The organism is Sphingomonas sp. IW22, from assembly GCF_041321155.1.
Lineage (GTDB): Bacteria > Pseudomonadota > Alphaproteobacteria > Sphingomonadales > Sphingomonadaceae > Sphingomonas.
The window spans coordinates 856,209-877,614 of the sequence record NZ_JBGGWB010000001.1 but is presented as its reverse complement, the minus strand read 5'-3'; the positions used below and the strand labels follow the sequence as shown (position 1 = coordinate 877,614).

The following is a 21,406-nucleotide window of genomic DNA, read 5'->3' as shown; positions in this document are numbered from 1 at the left end:
ATGCAAGGGGCCGGCGCATCGCTGCGCCGACCCCCGGATGCATTCGGTCGAACTTACCAGAAGATGTCGTATTCGACGTCGACGACTTCCCCTGTGTCCAAGTCCACCAGCAGCGCGTCGTTATAGTAACGCACCCAGCGATACGGCCCATAGGCTTCCGGCAGGCGGTAGCTGAACGGATCGTCGATCCAGTAATCGGGACCGAACAGGATGCTGTTTAGCGAAAACCCAATCCCGAAACGCTGATAGCCGCCGCCCCACCCGCGCGGGGCGTAATAGCGCGGCAGGCGATACAGGTTACGGTTGGTCGTGCGATAGCCGCGCCAGTCGTAACGCCCGTCGCGCCGCCAGTCGCGGTTCCAGCCGCCCCGATTCCAGCCGCCGCGGTTCCAGTCGCGCCCGTCACGGTCGCGGCGGACGCCCCAGTCATTGTCGCCATACCAGCGCCGCTCCCCCTGACCGATCAGGCCACGACGGTTGTTGTCCTGCCGCCAGTCGCGGCGCGCGTTTTCCTGTCGCCAGTCGCGGCGGTCGTCGCGACGATCGGTCCGGAAATCGCGTCGATCGTCGCGGCGATCCTGACGAAATGCCCGCCGATCACCTTCCCGGTCGCGCAGGAACTGCTGCCGGTCGACCGTGCCGTTCCGCACCGCCTGACGATCCTCACGCCGCTCGGCCCGGAATGCTTGTGAGTCGTCCCGGCGTTCGCCGCGAAAGTCGCGACGGTCGTCGCGGCGCTCGGCACGAAATGCCTGTCGCTGTTCGCGGACGCGGCCGGCCTCGCGCTGGGGCGCCGGGCGGGGGGTGTCATTGCGAAAGGCGGGGCGGACGGGGCGTTCGCCGCCGCGCGGGGCGCCGCCGAAACGCTGGCCGCGGTCGCCGCGCGGTGCCGCGCGCTCGCCGCCGTCGAAGCTGCGACCCTCGCGGCCGCGCCCGTCCTGCGCGATGGCCGTAGCGGGCATCAGCGCGGTCGCGGCCGCAAGCGCCAGCATCCACTTCATTTTCATGGTTCGATTCCTCCGGCGGCGACGCTCACGATCGAGACGATACCGCATGAGGCACGATCTATGCCATTCGCCGTGAGCGGTTGCTGAATTGCGGTGACAGCATTCAGTCAGCTTTCGTCGCGGTCAGGGCGGGCACGGCACCTGCCGCGTCCACCGCGTCGGTGCCTGGGCGGGCGATCGGCGTCACGGTTTCGTCACCGCGCGCAATGGCGGCGGCGCGGCGGACCGTTTCGATCAGGCGGGGCTGGATGCCACAGCGGCAATGATGGTCGACCGCGCGGCGAATCGCCTCGTCATCGGGGTCGCGTTCACGCTGGAGCAGCGTTGCCGCCGACATGACGATGCCGGGGATGCAAAAGCCGCATTGCGACACATTGGCCGCCAGAAACGCCTGTTGCACCGGATGGTCGCGGTCGCGCGCCAGCCCCTCGATCGTGGTGATGAAGCTGCCCTCCACCGCCGCGATGGTGACGGTGCAGGACCGCACTGCGCGTCCGTCGATATCGACAGTACAGGCGCCGCATTCGCCGTTGGAGCAGCCGATCTTCGTACCCGTCAGGTTCGACGCGTCGCGCAGCGCGTAGGCCAGCGGCGTGTCGGGGGCGAGCCGGTACTGGATCGGCTGGTTGTTGACGGTCATCCGGGTCATGCACGCGCGGCTTTAGCGTGGGCAGGGCGGCAGGGGAACGGGGGAGGGGCGCTCAGGCCGGTGAGCGCGGACCCCACAGGATGATGGCCGCGCCGGAAATGCATATTGCCGCGCCGATCAGGTCCCAGCGATCGGGCCGCACCCCCTCCGCCACCCAGAGCCAGACCAGTGCCGAGGCGATATAGACACCGCCATAGGCGGCATAGCTTCGCCCCGCATTGTCGGCATCGACCAGCGTCAGCAGATAGGCGAACAGGCACAGCGACGCGACGCCCGGCAGCAGCCACAATGGCGACCGGTCCAGCCGCAACCATGCCCAGAACGCGAAACAGCCCGCGATTTCGGCCAGTGCGGCACCGATATAGGCGAAAGCCGTCATGCCCGGCAGATGCCACGCACGCTCAGCCCTCGCAATCTCGCGCCGCCGCCGCTCAGTCCCTCCAGCTGCCGTCGATGCGGTCGACCAGCCGCACCATTGCCGCGAAATCCGCCGCGCCGGGGCCGCCGGGCGCCTGTGCCTGGCTGATGTCGCGCTGATGCACGGCGATGACGTCGGCGGGCACTTCGATGGGGGTGCCCATGCTCATCGTTGCCAACTGTATCTCGCAGGCGCGCTGCAGCGACCAGTGTTTCAGAAACGCTTCGGGCAGGGTGCGGCCCATGACGACGATGCCGTGATTTTTGAGCAGCATGACGCGCTTGTCGCCCAGATGCTGGACCAGCCTTGCGCCTTCCTCCTCGCGGACGGTCACGCCTTCGAAATCATGATAAGCGATCCGCCCGGCAAAACTGGCGGCATAGAAATTGACGGGACGCAGCCCGCCTTCCAGCGAACTGACCGCCATGCCTGCGGTCGTATGGGTGTGCATGATGCAGTGCGCGTCGGGCAAATGGCGATGGAACACGGCATGCTGCACGAATCCGGCGCGGTTCACCGGATAGGGCGAGTCGTCCAGCTTGTGGCCGTCAATATCGACCTTGACCAGGTTCGACGCCTTCACCTCGCTGAAATGCAGACCGAAGGGGTTGATCAGGAACGCGCCGTCCTCACCCGGTATTTTCAGGGTGATGTGGTTATAGATCATCTCGGACCAGCCAAGCATGTCGAAGACACGGTAACAGGCGGCGAGCTGCTGGCGCGCCTCCCACTCGACATCCGAAATGACGGGCGCCCTGCGCGCGGCGGTAGCCATGGCTCTCTCCTCATCCTCTCATTTTTGCGGGAGAGGCTATGCCTATCGGCGGCGCGCGGCAATCAGCGAAAACGATAGGGCACGACCCCGCGCGCGTCGGTGTCGATCTCGATCCGTGAAGCCGCCGGGGGAAAGGCACGCTGGTCACAGCTGGTGCGCGGACAGATGCGGCATGAACTGCCGATTGGCGTCGCCGCGCCATCGGGACCAAGATCATCGGCATAGATGAAGTCGGCGGCGTGCGTGTCCTCACACCCCAAGGTGACGGCATAACGGCGGGGGCTGCGCGTATAGCTGCCCGATGGCTTGACCAGCCCCTTGGCCATGGTGACGTATCGCACGCCGTCGGGCGTTTCCGCGCGCTGTACCAGAATGCGGTCGGGAATCGCGACCGCTTCATGCACGATCCACAGCGGGCAGGCGCCGCCGAAGCGGGCGAATTGCAGCGGGGTCGCCGAATGGCGCTTGGTGATGTTGCCCGCCATGTCGACGCGGCAGAAGAACACCGGCACGCCCTCCGCCCCCGGCCGCTGGAGCGTGGACAGGCGGTGGCAGCATTGCTCGAAACTCGTCCCGAAACGCTGGCGCAGCCGGTCGATGTCATGGCGCACCGCGCGCGCCGCGTCGCGAAACAGGGCGTATGGCATCAGCAGCGCGCCCGCGGCATAATTGGCCAGCCCCACGGACAGCAGCGCGCGCGCGGCATCGTCCTCCAGTCCCGACGTCGCCACGGTTGCGTCAATCGCTTCGGCCAGTTCCAGCCGGACCAGCTGGTGCGCCAGCTGGAACAGCGCGCTTTCGGGCGGCAGTGTCCGATCAAGGCGAAGCGTCCGGCGAACGGGGTCGAAGGCGCGCATCCGGCCGCCGCCATCACCGCTTTCGATCTGCACCCGGTGGCGTGATTGCAGTCGCTCCCCGATGGCCCGGCGCGGGCTGGCATCGGCGGGAAAGCGGGCGGCCAGCGCCTCCGCCCCCCGGTCGATGGCGTCGATGTAATTGCCCGCGTCGTGGAACCAGTCGCGCACCGCTTCCCATGGCTGGCGCGCCGCGCTTTCCCCCGAATCGACCCTGTCGTCCAGCACCCGTACCTGCGCCTCGACCCGCATATAGGCGGCGTGCAGCGCCACCAGACGCCGTGCCAGTTGCGGCTGCTGCCGAAGCGCGCGGGTCAGGGCGGGATCGGCTTCGGTCGCGCCGTCGATGCGCGGATCGGTCGCGGCGGTCAGGGCGGCGGCCGCCAACCCCGCATCCTCCCCGATCGTGCCCCAGTCCTGCGGAAAGGCGCGGGCAAGGGCCGCCAGCACCAATTCGGTCAGCGGGCGGTCGCCATTTTCGATCTGCGACAGGTAACTTGTCGAAATTCCCAGCCGTGCGGCCGCCTCCGCCTGGCTCAAGCCATGGCGGCGGCGCAGGGCGCGAAGCTGGTGGCCGGCGAACAGGCGGCGTGGCGTTTTTGGCATGGTCAGTTTGCAAACACGGTTCGCGGGTGTTTGCAACATCACATTTGCCTTTGCCGCCGGGCCATGAAAGGAAGTTGTCGTCATTTTTCGGGAGCGCGCATGTCGTCCACCATCGCCGAACTCGAACGCCGCCGTGATGCCGCCCGTATGGGTGGCGGTCAGCGCCGGGTCGATGCCCAGCATGCAAAGGGCAAGCTGACCGCGCGCGAACGGCTGGACGTGCTGCTCGACGAAGGTTCGTTCGAAGAACTCGACATGTATGTCGAACATAACTGCACCGATTTCGGCATGCAGGATCAGGTGGTGCCCGGCGACGGTGTCGTCACCGGATCGGGCACGATCAATGGCCGTCTGGTCTTCGTCTTTTCGCAGGATTTCACCGTGTTCGGCGGATCGCTGTCCGAACGCCATGCGCAAAAGATCTGCAAGATCATGGATATGGCGATGAAGGTGGGCGCACCCGTCATCGGCCTGAACGATTCCGGCGGCGCGCGTATTCAGGAGGGCGTCGCCTCCCTTGGCGGCTATGCCGAGGTTTTTCAGCGTAACGTGCTGGCATCGGGTGTGGTCCCGCAACTCAGCCTCATCATGGGGCCGTGCGCGGGCGGGGCGGTTTATTCGCCTTCGATGACCGATTTCATCTTCATGGTGAAAGACAGCAGTTACATGTTCGTCACCGGCCCGGATGTAGTGAAGACCGTTACAAACGAGATCGTCACGCAGGAGGAACTGGGTGGAGCGGTGACGCATACCACGAAGTCGGGGGTCGCCGATGTGGCCTTCGAAAACGATATCGAGGCGCTGCTCGCGGCCCGCGACTTCGTGGACCTGTTACCGGCCTCGAACCGGGAAGCGGCCCCGGCGCGGCCGACCGACGACCCGTGGGACCGGATCGAGGATAGCCTCGACACGCTGATCCCGCCCAACGCCAATCAGCCCTATGACATGCACGAGCTGATCCGGAAGGTGGTGGACGAGGGCGACTTCTTTGAAATCCAGCCCGCCCATGCGGCCAACATCATCTGCGGCTTTGGCCGGGTGGAGGGGCGCACGGTGGGCATCGTCGCCAATCAGCCGATGGTGCTGGCGGGCGTGCTGGACATCAATTCATCTAAAAAGGCCGCCCGGTTCGTGCGGTTCTGCGACGCGTTCGAGATTCCGATCGTCACCTTTGTCGACGTGCCGGGCTTCCTGCCGGGCGTGGGGCAGGAGCATTCGGGCATCATCAAACATGGCGCGAAACTGCTGTTCGCCTATGCCGAGGCGACGGTGCCCAAGATCACGGTTATCACGCGCAAGGCTTATGGCGGTGCATATGACGTGATGGCGTCGAAGCATCTGCGCGGCGACCTCAACTATGCCTGGCCGACCGCCGAAATCGCGGTGATGGGTGCAAAGGGTGCGGTCGAGATCATCTTTCGCGGGCGCACGGCGGACGAAATTGCCGAACGGACGGCGGAATACGAAGCGCGCTTCGCCAACCCCTTCGTCGCGGCGTCAAAAGGCTTCATCGACGAGGTGATCATGCCGCACTCCACACGCCGGCGCGTGGCACTGGGTCTTCGCAAGCTCAGGGGCAAGGCGCTGGAGAATCCGTGGAAGAAGCACGACAACATCCCGTTGTGAGGGCTGCGCCATGAACCTCGGTCGTCTCAACCATGTCGGTATCGCGACGCCTTCGATTGCCGACAGCATCGCCTTTTACCGCGACGTGATGGGCGCAACCGCGATCGGTGAGCCGTTCGACCTGCCCGCGCAGGGCGTAAAGGTCTGCTTCGTCGATACCCCGAACACGCAGATCGAACTGATCGAGCCGCTGGGGGAGGCATCCCCGATCCGCGCCTTTCTGGAAAAGAACCCGGCGGGTGGGCAGCATCATCTGTGCTATGAAGTGCCCGATATTCATGCGGCGAAGGCGTGGTTCGAGGCAAAGGGCGCGCGCGTGCTGGGCGAACCCCGAATCGGCGCGCACGGAACGCCGATCTTCTTCGTGCATCCGCGCGACATGGGTGGCGTGCTGACCGAGATCATGGAAACGCCCAAGGGGGACCATTGATGGCGTTCGAGCATATCCTGACCGACCATCGCGGCGATGTGCTGGTCCTGACGCTCAATCGGCCCGACCGGCTGAACGCCGCGCCCCCGGCGATGTTCGACGAACTGCGCGCGGCGCTGTCCGACCTGAATGGCGCGCGTGCGGTACTGTTGACCGGGGCGGGACGCGCCTTTTGTTCGGGTGCCGATGTGGCCGGTGGGGCGCTGAACAGCGACGATCCGGGCGCCGCGACGTTCGCCGCGCTGACCGAGCATTATAACCCGACACTGGCGGCGATGGCGGCGGTGGACGTTCCGGTCGTCAGCGCGGTGCGTGGCGCCGCTGCGGGGATCGGGTGCAGTCTGGCGCTGGCCGCCGATTTCTGCGTCGCCAGCGACACCGCCTATTTCCTGCAGGCGTTCGTCAATATCGGGCTGGTCCCCGATGGCGGCGCTTCATGGATGCTGCCGCGCCTGATCGGGCGTGCGCGGGCGGCGGAGATGATGATGCTGGGTGAACGGGTGCTGGCCGACCGCGCGCTGGCATGGGGCATGATCCACAAGGTCGTCGCGGACGAGGCGCTGGATGAGGCCGCACTGGCGCTCGCCACCCGGCTGGCGGCGGGGCCGACGGTCGCACTGGGCCTGATGCGACGCGCGCTTCATCATGGTTACGAAAGCGACTATGCTGCGGCGATGCAGCACGAGGCACAGGCACAGCGCCAGGCCCGCACGACGCTGGACGCGACCGAGGGGGGCATGGCCTTTCTCGCCAAGCGGAAACCTGAGTTCAAGGGGCGCTGACGCGTCCACCGACCGAGTATTTGCGATGACCGACAAACCCACCCCGGCCGACTGGCGCGCGCTTGCCGACAAGGAAGTGAAGGGCCGCGACCTGACCTGGCACACGCCGGAGGGGATTGCGGTCAAGCCGCTCTATACCGCTGAGGATGTCGAGGGCTGGGACCCTGGCCTGCCGGGTTTCGCGCCGTTTACGCGCGGCGTACGCGCGTCGATGTATGCCGGCCGCCCGTGGACCATCCGGCAATATGCGGGCTTTTCCACGGCGGAGGAATCGAACGCCTTTTACCGCCGCAACCTGGCCGCAGGGCAGAAGGGGCTGTCGGTCGCCTTCGATCTCGCCACGCATCGCGGGTACGATAGCGACCATCCGCGCGTGGTCGGCGATGTCGGCAAGGCGGGCGTCGCGATCGACAGTGTCGAGGACATGGAGATCCTGTTCGACGGCATCCCACTGGACCAGATGTCGGTATCGATGACCATGAACGGCGCGGTGATCCCGATCCTGGCCTTCTTCATCGTGGCGGGGGAGGAGCAGGGCGTCCCTCAGGAAAAGCTGGACGGTACGATCCAGAACGACATCCTGAAGGAGTTCATGGTCCGCAACACCTATATCTACCCCCCGCAGCCGTCGATGCGGATCATTTCGGACATCATCGGATACACGTCCGAACATATGCCGAAGTTCAACAGCATCTCCATTTCCGGCTATCACATGCAGGAAGCCGGGGCGACGCAAGTTCAGGAACTGGCATTCACCATTGCCGACGGGCGCGAATACGCCAAGGCTGCGATGGCGGCGGGGCTGGACATCGACAAGTTCGCCGGGCGGCTTTCCTTCTTCTTTGCGATCGGCATGAACTTCTTCATGGAAATCGCCAAGCTGCGCGCGGCACGGACGCTGTGGCACCGGGTGATGTCCGATCTGGGCGCGAAGGACGAGCGGTCCAAGATGCTGCGGACGCATTGCCAGACATCGGGCGTGTCGTTGCAGGAACAGGACCCGTACAACAATGTCATCCGCACCACGATCGAGGCACTGGCGGCGGGGCTGGGCGGTACGCAGAGCCTGCACACCAACGCCCTGGACGAAGCAATCGCGCTGCCCACCGACTTTTCCGCGCGCATCGCCCGCAACACGCAGATCGTGTTGCAGGAGGAAACGGGCATCACCAACGTCGTCGATCCGCTGGGCGGCAGTTATTATGTCGAGGCGCTGACCAAGGATCTGGTCGACCGCGCATGGGAATTGATCGAGCGGGTGGAGGCAGAGGGCGGCATGGCGCGCGCCGTCGATGCCGGCTGGCCCAAGGCAATGATCGAGGAGGCCTCCGCCGCCCGCGCCGCGCGCGTCGACCGGGGTGAGGACGTGATCGTCGGCGTCAACAAATACCGGCTGAAGGACGAGGATCCGGTCGAGATCCTCGACATCGACAATCATGCCGTGCGTCAGGGCCAGATCGCCCGGATCGAGCGCGTCCGTGCCGCGCGTGACGAGGATGCCTGTCAGGCCGCACTGGCCCGTTTGCGCGAAGGGGCGGCGGGTGATGCCAATTTGCTGGCGCTGGCGGTCGAATGCGCCCGCGCGCGTGCCACGCTGGGCGAGATTTCGGCGTCGATGGAGGTCGTGTTCGGGCGCTACGGCACGCAGCCGACGCCGGTGCGCGGCATTTATGGCGGCGCGTACAAGGACGACGCGCGCTGGACCCGCCTGTCCGACGGCGTGACCGCGACCGAGCGGCGGCTGGGCCGCAGACCCCGGATGCTGGTCGCCAAGATGGGGCAGGACGGGCACGACCGGGGCGCCAATCTGGTGTCGAGCATGTTCGGCGATCTGGGCTTCGACGTGGTCGCCGGGCCGCTGTTCCAGACACCGGAGGAAGCGGCAAAGCTGGCCATAGAAAGCGATGTCGACGTCGTCGGTGCGTCCAGCCTGGCGGCGGGACACAAGACGCTGATCCCCGAACTGATCGGTCATCTGAGGGATGCGGGCCGGGCCGATATTCGTGTCGTTGCGGGCGGCGTGATCCCGGCACAGGATTATCAGTTCCTGCGCGATGCTGGCGTGCAGGCGATTTTCGGCCCCGGCACCAATTTGATCGAGGCCGCCGAACAGGTGCTGCGACTGCTGGGCCACAACATGCCACCTGATGTCGAGGCCGCCGAGTGACGCTGGGCTTTTCGGTCGAAACGCTGGTACCGCGCGCGCGGCGCGGCGGGCAGCTCCGCATGGGGCTGACCCGGCTGGCCGAGCGCGAATGGCTGCAACCCGATTTCGACCGGGCGGCGCGCGCCGAGGCCTTTGACCGCTGGCCCGAAAGTGTCGCGATGCTGCCCGAAGGCGAAGCGGCTGGGCGGGAAGCGGCGGCGATGATCGGCATCGGCGGCACGCTGGCCGATGCGGCGCGCGGCGTGTGGGAGGATCTGTGCGTGCTGACCCCTGGCGCGGATGGCGCTTACCGGCTGGTCGGCGGGGCGGTGGCGTTTCCGACCGACTGGCGGCTCAGCGACAAGCTGGGGCTGGCGCTGACCGACGTGCATGCGCCGATCCATGGCTATGCCGAGCAACTTGCCGCCGGGGTCGATCATTTCATGGCGACGCTGGCGCCGGGCACGATCTTTGGCCGCGCCAACTGGTTCGTTGTGCCAGACGCAGCGCCCCGATGGATGCCAGAGGGCAATCCCGCCGCCCGCTTTGCCCATGTAGACGCGGACAATGCCGGAGAGACCCTGTTCGTCCGGTGCGAGCGCCAGACGCTGCGCCGCCTGCCTGAAACGGGCGCGGTGCTGTTCACGATAGGCATCCACACCGCACCGCTCGCCGCGCTCAGCGACGCCGTCGTTGCGCGGGTGGGCGATGCGGTTGCCACGATCGGCGCGGGCGAGCATGAGCGCCGCGCCGCCCCTCATTACGCGGCCGCGCTGGCCCGATACGCCGCGCGCCGACAGATCCGACCGGAGATAGCCGCTTGAACGCCGTCACGCCCCTCGACCCCGCCCCCGTTGAAACCGCCGCCATGGAAACCGGCGAACGCTGGTCGCGCGCGGCGATTGCCGAATTGTTCGACCTGCCCTTTACCGAACTCGTTTTCCGCGCGGCCGAGGTGCACCGCGCCAATCATCCGGCGAACAGTGTCCAGCGCTCGACCCTCTTGTCGATCAAGACCGGTGGTTGCCCCGAAGATTGCGGTTACTGCAACCAGTCGGCAAAGCATGAAACCGACCTTGGCGCGTCCAAGCTGATGGACGTGCGCGCGGTGATGCAGGCGGCGGCCCAGGCCAAGGACAATGGCTCCACCCGCTTCTGCATGGGCGCGGCATGGCGCAATCCCAAGGACCGCGACATGCCCGCCATTGTCGAAATGGTGAAGGGCGTGCGCCAGATGGGCATGGAAACCTGCATGACGCTGGGCATGCTGACGCCGGGTCAGGCGGCGATGCTGGCCGATGCGGGGCTGGATTATTACAACCACAACATCGACACCTCGCCCGAATATTACGATCGGGTCATTACTACGCGTACCTTCGCCGACCGGCTGGACACGCTGGACCATGTGCGGTCGGCGGGCATCAACGTGTGTTCGGGCGGCATCGTCGGCATGGGGGAGACGCGCGGCGACCGCGTGGGCTTCATCCACGCGCTGGCCAACCTGCCGACCCCGCCTGAAAGCGTGCCCGTCAACGCGCTGGTGCCGGTCAAGGGCACGCCGCTGGGCGACATGCTGGCCGACACGCCGCTGGCCAAGATCGACGATATCGAATTCGTCCGCACCGTTGCCGTCGCGCGCATCACCATGCCCGGCAGCATGGTGCGCCTGTCCGCGGGCCGTGAGAGCATGAGCGAGGCGACGCAGGCGCTGTGTTTCCTGGCGGGGGCGAACTCGATCTTCACCGGTGACAAGCTGCTGACGACGGGCAATGCCGGCGACGACAAGGATGCCGAGCTGTTCGCCAAGCTGGGTTTGACCGCGATGGCGGCAGAGCCGGTGCGCGACGCGGCGGAGTAACAGGGCGGGGCGGGATGGCCGGGTGCCGTCCGCGCCCCATCATTTGGGTTCAAATCCGGCGCGTTGATGCACGGGGATCAGGTCAGGGATAGGATGTTCAAGAAAATCCTCGTCGCCAACCGTGGCGAAATCGCGTGCAGGGTGTTTCGCACGGCCAGGCGCATGGGTCTGAAGACCGTCGCGGTCTATTCCGACGCCGATGCGCGCAGCCCGCATGTGCTGATGGCGGACGAGGCGGTTCGGCTTGGCCCCGCGCCGGCGTCCGAAAGCTATCTTAAGGCCGACCTGATCCTGCTGGCGGCAAAGGAAACGGGCGCGGATTGCATCCACCCCGGTTACGGTTTCCTGTCCGAGCGCGAGAGCTTCGCCAAAGCATGTGCGGAGGCGGGGATCGCGTTCGTCGGGCCGCCGCCGGGTGCCATCGCGGCGATGGGCGACAAGATCGAATCGAAGAAGCTGGCCAAGGCCGCGGGCGTCAACGTCGTCCCCGGCTTCGTCGGCGTGATCGAGGATACCGAACACGCCGTCCGCATCGCGGGCGAGATCGGCTATCCGGTGATGATGAAGGCGTCGGCGGGCGGCGGCGGTAAGGGGATGCGCCTCGCCTGGTCCGAACAGGATGTGCGCGAGGGGTTCGAGGCGACACGGCGCGAAGGGCTGGCCAGTTTCGGTGACGACCGCGTGTTCATCGAGAAGTTCATCGAAAGCCCGCGCCACATCGAAATTCAGGTGCTGGGCGACCAGCACGGCAACATCGTCTATCTGGGCGAGCGCGAATGTTCGATCCAGCGCCGCCATCAAAAGGTGGTGGAGGAAGCGCCGTCGCCCTTCGTCACGCCCGATATGCGCCGCAAGATGGGCGAGCAGGCGGTCGCACTGGCGCGCGCCGTGGGTTATTACAGCGCGGGCACGGTCGAGCTGATCGTGTCGGGTGCCGACACGACGGGCGACGGCTTTTACTTCCTTGAAATGAACACCCGGCTTCAGGTCGAGCATCCGGTGACCGAAGCGGTGACGGGCCTCGATCTGGTCGAACAGATGATCCGCGTGGCGGCGGGTGAGACGCTGGCCTTCGCTCAGGGCGATGTGAAGCTGAATGGCTGGGCGATTGAAAATCGCGTCTATGCCGAAGATCCCTATCGCGGGTTCCTGCCGTCGACCGGGCGGCTGGTGCGCTATGCGCCGCCGGTCGCGACCGACACCCCTTATGGCACCGTGCCCGACGCCGGTTACGTCCGCGTCGACGACGGCGTGGCGGAAGGCGGGGAAGTCAGCATGTTCTATGACCCCATGATCGCCAAGCTGGTGACATGGGCGCCCAGCCGTGACGAGGCCGCCGCACTTCAGGTCGCGGCGCTCGACCGGTTCGTGGTGGAGGGCGTGGGCAACAATGTCGATTTTCTGTCGGCGTTGATGCAGCACCCCCGCTTCCTGTCGGGCGCGCTGACCACGGGCTTCATCGCGGAGGAATATCCCGACGGCTTTACCGGTGCGGCGGCGGATACGGAGCTGAAGCGGCGGCTGGCGGCGCTGGCGGGCACGCTGTCGACCGTGATGGCGGCGCGCGCGCGGCGGATCGAGGGGCAGTTGGGCGCGCCGCTTGCGCCGCCGACTGGCTGGCACGTGACGCTGGATGGTGATGATTTCGCCGTCGAGGTTGCGGACGACGCCGCCACTGTCGATGGCGCACACATGGCGCTGACCCATGATTTCTGCCCCGGCGCCCGCCTGGTCCAGGCGGTGGTCGATGGCAAAGCCCTGTCGGTGAAGGTCGACCCGGTCCGCACCGGCTGGCGCCTGACCGCGCGCGGTGCCGCGCATGTCGTGCGGGTGCTGCCCGCCCACGTCGCCCCGCTGGCGCGGCACATGATCGAAAAGCTGCCGCCCGATACCTCGAAATTCCTGCTGTGCCCCATGCCGGGGCTGCTGACCCGGCTGGAGGTGAGCGCGGGCGACAAGGTGGAGGCGGGGCAACCGCTGGCCGTGGTGGAGGCGATGAAGATGGAGAACATCCTGCGCGCCGAACGCCCCGCGACCGTCGCCAAAGTCAATTTCGCGCCCGGCGACAGCCTGAGCGTCGATGCGGCGATCCTTGAGTTCGAATAAGCGGGGCGGGCGGCGATCGGGGGTTCAGTCGGCTCGCCACCCGCGCTAGGGCCGATGCCAACACCCGCTTGCCGGAGACTCACTGCCATGCCCGATTGGTCCAAGATTGAAGCCGCCCCGCGCACGACGCTGAACGACCTGTTCGCCGCCGATGCCGACCGCCTGTCGTCGCTGACGCTGGACGTGTCAGGCATCCATTTCGACTGGTCCAAGACGCACCTGACGCCCGAACTGATCGCGATGTTCGAAACGCTGGCGGGCGAAGCCGGGCTGGTCGCCAAGCGCGACGCGCTGTTCGCGGGCGAAGTCGTCAACGTGACCGAAGGGCGCGCGGTCGAACACACCGCCCAGCGCGGCGAAGGCGCGGCGGAAAGCGTCGACCTGGCCCGCGCACAGCATGCCCGCATGCGCGCCCTGATCGACGCGATCGAGGCTGAGGCACTTGGGCCGATCCAGCATGTGCTGCACATCGGCATCGGCGGATCGGCGCTTGGCCCCGACCTGTTGGTCGACGCGCTGGGCCATGACGGCGTGCGCTATGACGTCGCCATCGTATCGAACGTCGACGGCATCGCGCTGGAAACAGCGCTGGAACAGTTCGACCCGCACGCGACGATCATCGCCGTCGCGTCCAAGACCTTCACCACCACCGAAACCATGCTCAACGCCGAAAGCGCGCTGGCTTGGATGACCGAAGCCGGCGTCGAAGACCCCTATGGCCGGGTCATCGCGCTGACCGCCAGCCCGGAAAAGGCGGTGGAGTGGGGCGTCGATGAAACCCGCATCCTGCCGTTCAGCGAAAGCGTGGGCGGGCGCTATTCGCTGTGGTCGTCGATCGGTTTTCCTGCCGCAATGGCGCTGGGATATGAGGCGTTCGAGGAATTGCTGGAGGGTGCGGCCGAAATGGACCGCCATTTCCGCTTCACCGAACTGACGAAGAATGCGCCGGTCCTCGCCGCCTTTGCCGACCTTTATTACACGCAGGTCCGCCGTCTCTCGACTCGCGCAGTGTTCGCCTATGATGAGCGGCTGCGGCTGCTGCCCGACTATCTGCAACAGCTTGAGATGGAATCGAACGGCAAGGGCGTGACCGCCGATGGCCAGCCGCTCGACCGACCTTCCGCGCCGATCACCTGGGGCGGGGCGGGCACCGACGCGCAGCACGCCGTGTTCCAGCTGCTGCATCAGGGCACGCATGTCGTGCCGGTCGAGTTCCTGGCCGTGATCGAGGCGGGCGACGCGCTGGACGAACAGCATCATCGGCAGTTGCTGCTGAACGCCTTTGCCCAGGGTGCGGCGTTGATGAAGGGCCGGGGGCATGAAGATGCCGCGCGCGCCTATCCGGGCGACCGCCCCTCATCGACATTGCTGCTCAACACGCTGGACCCCCGCACGCTGGGCGCGCTGGTTGCGTTTTACGAACATCGGACGTTCGTGAATGCGGCGATGCTGGGCATCAACGCCTTCGACCAGTTCGGTGTCGAGCTGGGCAAGGAAATGGCAAAGGCGGCCGATGCGGGCGATCAGGATCTCGATCCTTCGACCGCGGCGCTGATCGAACGCGCACTGGGGTAAACGAAAACGGCCCGCCCGGTCAGGTGACAGGGCGGGCCGCTTTTGATCCGTCTACAATCAGTTGCCGTTGACCATCGCGTCGCGCTGGGCCTGGCTCAGATCGTCGACATCGACGTCCGAATCATCGATTGCTTCGGCACGGGCCTCGGCATTGTCTTCGATCTGGTCGGCGACCATTTCGTTCGAGCCATTGGCCATTGCGGCTTCGGCCTGCGCCTCGCCCTGTTCCTCGGCGCGTTCGGCCAGCGCATCGTCGCCGTCACCGCCACAGGCAGCAAGGGGAGCGGCGGCAAGGACCAGCAGGGCGGGGGCGATAAAGCGCTTCATTCATTCAACTCCGATTCGGGGCCGGAACGGCCCAGACCGGCGCTCAACCGCCCATCGTCCGTCCCGGTTCCATTTACGCCTCTGCCGACGCGCCCTTGGACCGTTCGGCAAAGCTCTTGCGCAGCTTCCTCAGCTTGGGGGGAATGACCGCCAGGCAATAGGGATTGCGCTGTCCTTCGCCGTCCCAATAATCCTGGTGGTAGTCCTCAGCCGGGTACCAGCGATCGGCATGTTCGATGGTGGTCACGATCGGGTTCGGCCATTCCGACGCATTGCGCTCGATCGCGGCCTTGGCCTCTGCTTCCTGCTCGTCCGAATGGGGGAAGATCGCTGAGCGATACTGGGTGCCGACGTCATTGCCCTGACGGTTCAGCGTCGTGGGATCATGCGTGGCAAAGAAAATGTCGAGCAGGTCGCCATACCGAATCGCATCGGCGTCATAGGTGACACGAATCGCCTCCGCATGGCCGGTGTCGCCGCCGCACACCTGCTTGTAGGTCGGGTTTTCGGTCGAACCGCCAATATAGACGCTCTCGACCTCGGTCACCCCGATCACGTCCTTGAACACCGCTTCGGTGCACCAGAAACAGCCACCGGCAAGTGTTGCTACTTCCTCACGCATGTCGTTCATCTCCTGATTGGCGCCCCAGATAGGATGGCCGTGGCGCGAACCCAATGGGGGTGCTAGCGCGCCCGCCGCGATGAGCAGGGAGATGAGGATGCGCGATGGTTGCGTAATGGTAACGGGCGGCGCCGGCTATATCGGCAGCCATGCGGTGCTGGCGCTGCTGGATGCGGGTTGGCGGGTGGTGGTCGTCGACAATCTGCTGACGGGCTTCGATTGGGCCGTCGATCCTCGCGCGACGTTGGTCGTCGCCGACATTGCCGATGAAGCGCGCGTGCGGGCAGCGATCCGCGCGAACGGCGTCGTCGCGGTCATGCATTTCGCCGGATCGGTCGTGGTGCCGGAATCGGTGGAAAACCCGCTCAAATATTATCGCAACAACACCGCCGCTTCGCGCAGCCTGATCGAAAGCGTTGTGGCGGAGGGTGTTCGCCATTTCATCTTCAGCTCGACCGCCGCGACCTATGGCATCCCGGAAACGGTGCCGGTGCCGGAGGGGGCGCCGAAATCGCCGATCAATCCCTATGGCCGGTCAAAGTTGATGACGGAGGCGATGCTGGCCGACGTCGCAGCGGCGCATCCGTTCAATTATGCGGCGCTGCGCTATTTCAACGTCGCGGGCGCCGATCCGCAGGGTCGCAGCGGTCAGTCGACCGTCGGTGCCACGCATCTGATCAAGGTTGCAGTAGAGGCCGCCATCGGCAAGCGCGAGCATGTCTCGGTCTGTGGCAGCGATTTCGCCACGCCCGACGGCACGGGCGTTCGCGATTACATCCATGTCAGCGATCTGGCCGCCGCCCATGTCGATGCGCTGGACCTGTTGATGCGCGAACCGTCGGACAGCCATGTGTTCAACGTCGGCTATGGCCGCGGCTATTCGGTGCTGGAGGTGCTGGATGCCGTCGATCGGGTGACCAACCGGACGATCGAGCGGCGGATGGAGGGGCGGCGTCCGGGCGATCCAGATTCGCTGGTCGCCGATAACGCCGCGATCCTGTCCGCGTTGCCCTGGCGCCCGCGCCACGACGATCTGGAGGCGATTGTCCGCGACGCACTGGCGTGGGAGCGCCATCTGGCCGAACGCGGTTGATATGGCGCCCGCCCGGCCTCTCACGGGCCGGGCGGGCGCTGGGCGGATCAGATCTGGAAGCGCAGCGTCGCGCGGATGTCGCGCCCTGCCAGCGGCGCAAAATCCTTCAGGAAGCTGGCGTGGCGGCGTGCCTCGACATCGAAGATGTTGTTGGCGGACACCGTCAGGCTGGTGGCGTTGCCCGGCCCGAACGGGCGGATCCCGATCGACGCGTTGACCATCGTATAGCCCTCGGTCGGCAGCTCGAACGTCGATACGCGATCCTGGTCGAACACATGCTCCACCTCGACCCGGCCGGTCAGGCGGTCGGCATTGGCCTCCACACCGCCCAGCATGCGAAGCGGCGGGATGCGGGGCGCCGGGCCGACGCTGGTGATGGTCGTGCGGACATAATCGGCAAGCCCGTCGACACTGAGCGTATAGCCGCCCACCGTCGCCAGATTGGCGCGCGCCTCCGCCTCAAAACCCCAGACGCGGGCGTTCGCCTGCGCGTATTGGAACACCGGCAGCTCGTCGATCTCTTCGCCCGTGGGGCTTTGATAGATATAATCGTCGAACCAGTTGTAGAACCCGGCCACCGCAAAGCTGACCCCGGCCGCCGACCCGCGCAACGTGCCTTCCAGTCCCCAGCTCTTCTCCTTGGTGAAATCGGGGTTGCCGACTTCATAGGACTGGGTACCGGCATGCGGGCCGGTCGCGAACAGCTCTTCCGCCGACGGCGCGCGTTCGGTGCGCGATGCGTTCAGGCCGATGCGAATACGGTCGCCCAGCTGATAGCTGACGCCCAGCGAGCCGGAATAGGCATCGAAATCGCGGGCGATGCGCGGCACATCCAGATCGGCGTCGGCCTGTGCCGTCAGGCTGGTCCGCTCGTAACGCGCGCCGCCCTCCAGCCGCAGCGCGCCCAGATCGACGCTCTGCAGGGTGAACAGGCCGACCTGTTCGGTGGTGTTGCGCGGCACGAACTTTTCCTCGCCCACCACGTCGAAGTCGCGGATGAACATCTGGACGCCGCTGGCGCCGCGCCAGCCGCCGCGATTGGCCTGAACCAGTTCAAGCCGCCCTTCATAGCCCTGATTGAAGAAGCTGGTGCCGATCTCACCCGATTCCTCGATCTCGTCATGGCGATAATCGGCAGCGGCCAGGCGTACCCGGATGCGGTCGAGGAAGTCGCCGTCGGTCTCCACCTCACCGCGCACGTCGAAACGTGTCTGCTTCAGGTTCAGGCGGACGTTTTCGTGGCTGTGGCCTTCATGCCCCTCTTCGCCATGCTCATCTTCGTGATCATGATCATGGTCATGGTCGTGATCATCGCCCTCTTCGTGCAGATATTCCAGACGACCCGGCACGCCATAGGTGCTTTCATACCGGCTGACCGAAAAGCCCAGATGACCGCGATCGGTAACCAGCGACAGGCCGCCAGCGATTTCCCACGTCTCCGCCGCCGAATTGGGCAGGCGGCCGCGCAGCGTGGCGTTCTCCCGCACTTCCTCTTCATCGCTGGCAGCGGCGATGGCGCGCAGTTCGGGGCTGAGCAGATAGCCGCCCGTGCGAAGGTCGCCGGTCTTCAGGTAGCTGCCGTCGACATGCGCGACCAGCTTGCCCGCGATGGGAACGTCCAGCTCACCCGCAGCCGACCGCTCCTTCGCTGCCGAGCCATAGGTGCCGATGACGTCGACATGGATCGCTTCTTCGGGAATCTCGCGCGGGATGCGGTTGTCGATCACGTTGACCACGCCGCCAATTGCCGATGAGCCGAACAGCAGCGCCGACGGCCCGCGCAGCACCTCGATCCGGTCGGCGGTCAACGGATTGATGACCGGCGCGTGATCGACCGAGGTGGTCGACGCGTCGATTGAACCGATGCCGTCGGTCAGCACGCGGATGCGGTCGCCCTGAAAGCCACGCAGCACCGGCCGCGAGGAATTGGGGCCAAAGGACGTCGAGCTGACACCGGGCTGGCGGGCCAGCGTGTCGCCGATGGAGGGGCGCAGTTCGCGCGTCAGTGCCTGTCCGGTCAGGATCGACGTGCCCGACAGAATGTCCGCCTGTGTCCGCTCAAACGGGGCAGTGACCAGAATATCGGCGCGCGCGTCGCTGTGGTCGACGCGCTGCGGCGCAGGCTCGGCCGGAGGCGTGATCTCGCTGGCAATGGCAGGCACGCCGGCGAGCAGGGTGGAGGCAAACAGAACAGAGCGGAGAAGCATCGCAGCGCACTTCCGAAATCAAAAGGGGAGGCCCCCTTCCTAACGGGACGATATAAAGTCACAAGGCTCTTTTTCGCAGGTGCACATTTTTGTGGTGTGCGCGGCTGGCGCCCGGCGCACGCAAAACCTGCCGGTGGGGCGCAGACCCCACCGGCGGGGGAATGCCCCTAACGCTTTACAACGATGTGGAGAAATTGGCGCGCCCGGAACGATTCGAACGTCCGACCCTCAGATTCGTAGTCTGATGCTCTATCCAGCTGAGCTACGGGCGCGCGGTAGGAGGGGGCCTCTAAACGGGCTTTTCAGATCGCGCAACCCCATTGCGCGTAAAAAAATGCAAGAATAGGCGTTGGGGCGATGATGCGCGCATTTTTCCTGTTCGCGCCGCTGCTGCCGCTTGTCGGCTGCGCGGCCCCGGCCGACTCCGGCTACCCATCGTTGCTGCCGCGACCGATCGAACAGCGGGGGTTTGAGACGCCTGCGCCGCCACCGCCGCCCGCTCTGACGGTGGCTGACCCGATGCTGGATGCAGAGGTCGCCCGGCTGCGTCAGTCGCTGGAGGCGGCGCAGACGGCTTTTGGCGCACGGGCTGATGAGGCTGAGCGTCTGGCGAGCCGTGCGACCGATGCCGCGCCGGGCAGCGAAAGCTGGATCGCCGCGCAGCTGGTGCTGGCGGAACTGGACACGCTGCGCGGCGCCACTGCAGCCGTGCTGGCCGATGTGGAGCGGGCGGCGATCGATCGCGCAGTGGCGGGCAAGCAGCCCTACGGCGCCCTCGAAACACTGCTGGCGGATGCGCGGGCGCAGAATCAGGCGGAACTGGAGCGGATCGAACGGATCGACGGGATGATGCGCGCGGCCTGATGCGGCGCGAACGGGGCCGGTCGCCTATTCGGCGATGCCGGCTCCGCGTTCGCCCTCCCATTAATGGGCGAGCGAACGCGGGTTTGAGCACTAAGAACCGGCGGCGCGGCTCACCCCTCGCGAGCGAGCCATTCCTCCAGCCACTTGATCGTATATTGCCCTTCGCGGAACTCCGGGTCGTCGAGCAGCGCCTGGTGCAGTGGGATCGTCGTCTTCACGCCCTCGACCACGAATTCTTCCAGCGCGCGGCGCAGGCGCATCAGGCAGCCTTCGCGCGTCCGGCCATAGACGATCAGCTTGGCGATCATCGAATCATAGTAAGGCGGGATGCGATAGCCGGCGTACAGCCCGCTATCGACGCGCACATGCATGCCGCCGGGCGCGTGGAAATAGGTCACCGTGCCGGGCGAAGGTGCGAAGGTGCGCGCATCTTCGGCATTGATGCGGCATTCGATGGCGTGGCCGGTAAAGACCAGCTCGTCCTGCGTCACCGACAGGTCATGTCCCTCGGCAATGCGGATCTGTTCGCGGACCAGGTCGACGCCGGTGATCATCTCGGTCACCGGATGCTCGACCTGAAGCCGGGTGTTCATCTCGATGAAGTAGAACTCACCATTTTCCCACAGGAACTCGATCGTGCCCGCGCCGCGATAGCCCATATCGGCCATCGCCTTTGCGACGATCGCGCCCATGCGTTCGCGGTCCTCGGCGGACAGCACGGGGGAGGGGGCCTCCTCCAGCACCTTCTGGTGACGGCGTTGGAGCGAGCAGTCGCGCTCGCCCAGATGGATGGCATTGCCCTTGCCGTCGCCGAACACCTGAAATTCGATGTGGCGCGGATTACCGAGATACTTCTCGATATAGACGGTGGCGTCGCCGAACGCGGCCTTGGCCTCGCTGCCCGCCTGGCTCATCAGCGTCTCAAGCTGATCTTCGGACGCGCACACCTTCATGCCGCGCCCGCCGCCGCCGGAGGCTGCCTTGATGATGACCGGATAGCCGATGCGCGCGGCGATCTCGCGTGCTTCCTCGACGTCGCTGACCGCACCGGCCGAGCCCGGCACCAGCGGCAGGCCCAGCGCGCCAGCGGTGCGCTTTGCCTCCACCTTGTCGCCCATCACCCGGATATGTTCGGGCTTCGGCCCGACGAACAGGATGTTGTGCAGCTCGACGATCTCGGCGAATTTGGCGTTTTCGCTGAGGAAGCCATAGCCCGGATGGATCGCGTCCGCGCCCGAGATTTCGGCGGCGGAAATGATGTTCGGGATGTTGAGATAGCTCTCGCCCGCGGGCGGCGGGCCGATGCAGATCGCTTCGTCAGCAAGCCGGACGTGCATCGCATCGGCATCGGCGGTCGAGTGGACCGCCACTGTCTTGATGCCCATTTCATGACATGCGCGGTGGATGCGCAGGGCAATCTCGCCGCGATTGGCGATCAGAAGCTTCTCGATCTTGCGCATG

Annotated in this window: 19 protein-coding genes and 1 tRNA gene; 10 read left to right on the top strand and 10 right to left on the bottom strand. The window is 65.9% G+C overall.

Annotated elements, in window-relative coordinates; genetic code table 11:
• Positions 1-53 precede the first annotated feature (53 nt).
• From ACAX61_RS04455 to ACAX61_RS04435, 5 genes are all read right to left on the bottom strand, one after another.
• Complete coding sequence (locus ACAX61_RS04455; protein ID WP_370713600.1) at positions 54-1,007, bottom strand: RcnB family protein; 954 nt, start codon at positions 1,005-1,007, stop codon at positions 54-56.
• Between the two features lie 103 nt (positions 1,008-1,110).
• Complete coding sequence (locus ACAX61_RS04450) at positions 1,111-1,656, bottom strand: (2Fe-2S)-binding protein (RefSeq protein ID WP_370713599.1); 546 nt, start codon at positions 1,654-1,656, stop codon at positions 1,111-1,113.
• A 52-nt stretch (positions 1,657-1,708) separates the two neighbouring features.
• Complete coding sequence (locus tag ACAX61_RS04445) at positions 1,709-2,035, bottom strand: YnfA family protein (protein WP_370713598.1); 327 nt, start codon at positions 2,033-2,035, stop codon at positions 1,709-1,711.
• 52 nt (positions 2,036-2,087) lie between these two features.
• Entirely contained in the window at positions 2,088-2,849 is a 762-nt protein-coding gene (locus tag ACAX61_RS04440) for a class II aldolase/adducin family protein (protein ID WP_370713597.1), read from the bottom strand.
• 62 nt (positions 2,850-2,911) lie between these two features.
• Positions 2,912-4,309 (bottom strand): helix-turn-helix domain-containing protein, encoded by a 1,398-nt coding sequence (locus tag ACAX61_RS04435; RefSeq protein WP_370713596.1) that lies wholly within the window; start codon positions 4,307-4,309, stop codon positions 2,912-2,914.
• 99 nt (positions 4,310-4,408) lie between these two features.
• Between ACAX61_RS04435 and ACAX61_RS04430 the strand changes: the two genes are divergently transcribed.
• The 8 genes from ACAX61_RS04430 (at position 4,409) to pgi (ending at position 14,832) form a co-directional block, all read left to right on the top strand.
• Positions 4,409-5,935, top strand: coding sequence for an acyl-CoA carboxylase subunit beta (locus ACAX61_RS04430; RefSeq protein ID WP_370713595.1), 1,527 nt, complete (start codon positions 4,409-4,411; stop codon positions 5,933-5,935).
• 10 nt (positions 5,936-5,945) lie between these two features.
• On the top strand, positions 5,946-6,365 hold the full coding sequence (gene mce, locus ACAX61_RS04425; RefSeq protein WP_370713594.1) for a methylmalonyl-CoA epimerase: 420 nt from the start codon (positions 5,946-5,948) through the stop codon (positions 6,363-6,365).
• Positions 6,365-7,147, top strand: a complete 783-nt coding sequence (locus tag ACAX61_RS04420) for an enoyl-CoA hydratase-related protein (protein ID WP_370713593.1) — start codon at positions 6,365-6,367, stop codon at positions 7,145-7,147. The genes mce and ACAX61_RS04420 overlap by 1 nt, the downstream gene beginning before the upstream one ends.
• Positions 7,148-7,172: 25 nt before the next feature.
• A complete protein-coding gene (gene scpA / locus ACAX61_RS04415; RefSeq protein WP_370713592.1) occupies positions 7,173-9,314 on the top strand; it encodes a methylmalonyl-CoA mutase in 2,142 nt (713 codons plus the stop codon).
• Positions 9,311-10,117 (top strand): heme-dependent oxidative N-demethylase family protein, encoded by an 807-nt coding sequence (locus tag ACAX61_RS04410; protein WP_370713591.1) that lies wholly within the window; start codon positions 9,311-9,313, stop codon positions 10,115-10,117. The genes scpA and ACAX61_RS04410 overlap by 4 nt, the downstream gene beginning before the upstream one ends.
• Positions 10,118-10,161: 44 nt before the next feature.
• Positions 10,162-11,151: a biotin synthase BioB gene (bioB, locus tag ACAX61_RS04405; RefSeq protein WP_370714899.1), complete on the top strand. Its 990-nt coding sequence runs from the start codon at positions 10,162-10,164 to the stop codon at positions 11,149-11,151.
• A 93-nt stretch (positions 11,152-11,244) separates the two neighbouring features.
• A complete protein-coding gene (locus ACAX61_RS04400) occupies positions 11,245-13,257 on the top strand; it encodes an ATP-binding protein (RefSeq protein WP_370713590.1) in 2,013 nt (670 codons plus the stop codon).
• A gap of 87 nt (positions 13,258-13,344) precedes the next feature.
• A complete protein-coding gene (gene pgi, locus ACAX61_RS04395; RefSeq protein ID WP_370713589.1) occupies positions 13,345-14,832 on the top strand; it encodes a glucose-6-phosphate isomerase in 1,488 nt (495 codons plus the stop codon).
• A 57-nt stretch (positions 14,833-14,889) separates the two neighbouring features.
• Here pgi and ACAX61_RS04390 read toward each other — a convergent pair whose 3' ends face one another.
• Together ACAX61_RS04390 and msrA are read right to left on the bottom strand one after the other, a co-directional pair.
• The gene (locus tag ACAX61_RS04390; RefSeq protein WP_370713588.1) at positions 14,890-15,159 is read right to left on the bottom strand and encodes a hypothetical protein; all 270 of its coding nucleotides are present in this window, start codon (positions 15,157-15,159) and stop codon (positions 14,890-14,892) included.
• 73 nt (positions 15,160-15,232) lie between these two features.
• A complete protein-coding gene (gene msrA / locus ACAX61_RS04385; protein ID WP_370713587.1) occupies positions 15,233-15,781 on the bottom strand; it encodes a peptide-methionine (S)-S-oxide reductase MsrA in 549 nt (182 codons plus the stop codon).
• 97 nt (positions 15,782-15,878) lie between these two features.
• Here msrA and galE point away from each other — a divergent pair, with 97 nt between their 5' ends.
• Entirely contained in the window at positions 15,879-16,874 is a 996-nt protein-coding gene (gene galE / locus ACAX61_RS04380) for a UDP-glucose 4-epimerase GalE (protein ID WP_370713586.1), read from the top strand.
• 47 nt (positions 16,875-16,921) lie between these two features.
• Here the strand turns inward: galE and ACAX61_RS04375 are convergent, their stop codons facing one another.
• Together ACAX61_RS04375 and ACAX61_RS04370 are read right to left on the bottom strand one after the other, a co-directional pair.
• The gene (locus ACAX61_RS04375; RefSeq protein WP_370713585.1) at positions 16,922-19,081 is read right to left on the bottom strand and encodes a TonB-dependent receptor; all 2,160 of its coding nucleotides are present in this window, start codon (positions 19,079-19,081) and stop codon (positions 16,922-16,924) included.
• Positions 19,082-19,276: 195 nt separating this feature from the next.
• Positions 19,277-19,353, bottom strand: a tRNA-Arg gene (locus ACAX61_RS04370).
• A gap of 85 nt (positions 19,354-19,438) precedes the next feature.
• Here ACAX61_RS04370 and ACAX61_RS04365 point away from each other — a divergent pair.
• Positions 19,439-19,945, top strand: a complete 507-nt coding sequence (locus ACAX61_RS04365) for a hypothetical protein (RefSeq protein ID WP_370713584.1) — start codon at positions 19,439-19,441, stop codon at positions 19,943-19,945.
• A gap of 110 nt (positions 19,946-20,055) precedes the next feature.
• Here the strand turns inward: ACAX61_RS04365 and accC are convergent, their stop codons facing one another.
• Positions 20,056-21,405 carry an acetyl-CoA carboxylase biotin carboxylase subunit gene (gene accC / locus ACAX61_RS04360; RefSeq protein ID WP_370713583.1) on the bottom strand — a complete coding sequence of 450 codons (1,350 nt, stop codon included), beginning with the start codon at positions 21,403-21,405 and terminating at the stop codon, positions 20,056-20,058.
• Between the last annotated feature and the right edge of the window lies 1 nt (position 21,406).

Coding starts and splice junctions, on each gene's coding strand:
- ACAX61_RS04455 (WP_370713600.1), bottom strand. CDS start 1,007: ATGAAAATGAAGTGGATGCTGGCGCTTGCGGCCGCGACCGCGCTGATG.
- ACAX61_RS04450 (WP_370713599.1), bottom strand. CDS start 1,656: ATGACCCGGATGACCGTCAACAACCAGCCGATCCAGTACCGGCTCGCC.
- ACAX61_RS04445 (WP_370713598.1), bottom strand. CDS start 2,035: ATGACGGCTTTCGCCTATATCGGTGCCGCACTGGCCGAAATCGCGGGC.
- ACAX61_RS04440 (WP_370713597.1), bottom strand. CDS start 2,849: ATGGCTACCGCCGCGCGCAGGGCGCCCGTCATTTCGGATGTCGAGTGG.
- ACAX61_RS04435 (WP_370713596.1), bottom strand. CDS start 4,309: ATGCCAAAAACGCCACGCCGCCTGTTCGCCGGCCACCAGCTTCGCGCC.
- ACAX61_RS04430 (WP_370713595.1), top strand. CDS start 4,409: ATGTCGTCCACCATCGCCGAACTCGAACGCCGCCGTGATGCCGCCCGT.
- mce (WP_370713594.1), top strand. CDS start 5,946: ATGAACCTCGGTCGTCTCAACCATGTCGGTATCGCGACGCCTTCGATT.
- ACAX61_RS04420 (WP_370713593.1), top strand. CDS start 6,365: ATGGCGTTCGAGCATATCCTGACCGACCATCGCGGCGATGTGCTGGTC.
- scpA (WP_370713592.1), top strand. CDS start 7,173: ATGACCGACAAACCCACCCCGGCCGACTGGCGCGCGCTTGCCGACAAG.
- bioB (WP_370714899.1), top strand. CDS start 10,162: ATGGAAACCGGCGAACGCTGGTCGCGCGCGGCGATTGCCGAATTGTTC.
- ACAX61_RS04400 (WP_370713590.1), top strand. CDS start 11,245: ATGTTCAAGAAAATCCTCGTCGCCAACCGTGGCGAAATCGCGTGCAGG.
- pgi (WP_370713589.1), top strand. CDS start 13,345: ATGCCCGATTGGTCCAAGATTGAAGCCGCCCCGCGCACGACGCTGAAC.
- ACAX61_RS04390 (WP_370713588.1), bottom strand. CDS start 15,159: ATGAAGCGCTTTATCGCCCCCGCCCTGCTGGTCCTTGCCGCCGCTCCC.
- msrA (WP_370713587.1), bottom strand. CDS start 15,781: ATGCGTGAGGAAGTAGCAACACTTGCCGGTGGCTGTTTCTGGTGCACC.
- galE (WP_370713586.1), top strand. CDS start 15,879: ATGCGCGATGGTTGCGTAATGGTAACGGGCGGCGCCGGCTATATCGGC.
- ACAX61_RS04375 (WP_370713585.1), bottom strand. CDS start 19,081: ATGCTTCTCCGCTCTGTTCTGTTTGCCTCCACCCTGCTCGCCGGCGTG.
- ACAX61_RS04365 (WP_370713584.1), top strand. CDS start 19,439: ATGATGCGCGCATTTTTCCTGTTCGCGCCGCTGCTGCCGCTTGTCGGC.
- accC (WP_370713583.1), bottom strand. CDS start 21,405: ATGCGCAAGATCGAGAAGCTTCTGATCGCCAATCGCGGCGAGATTGCC.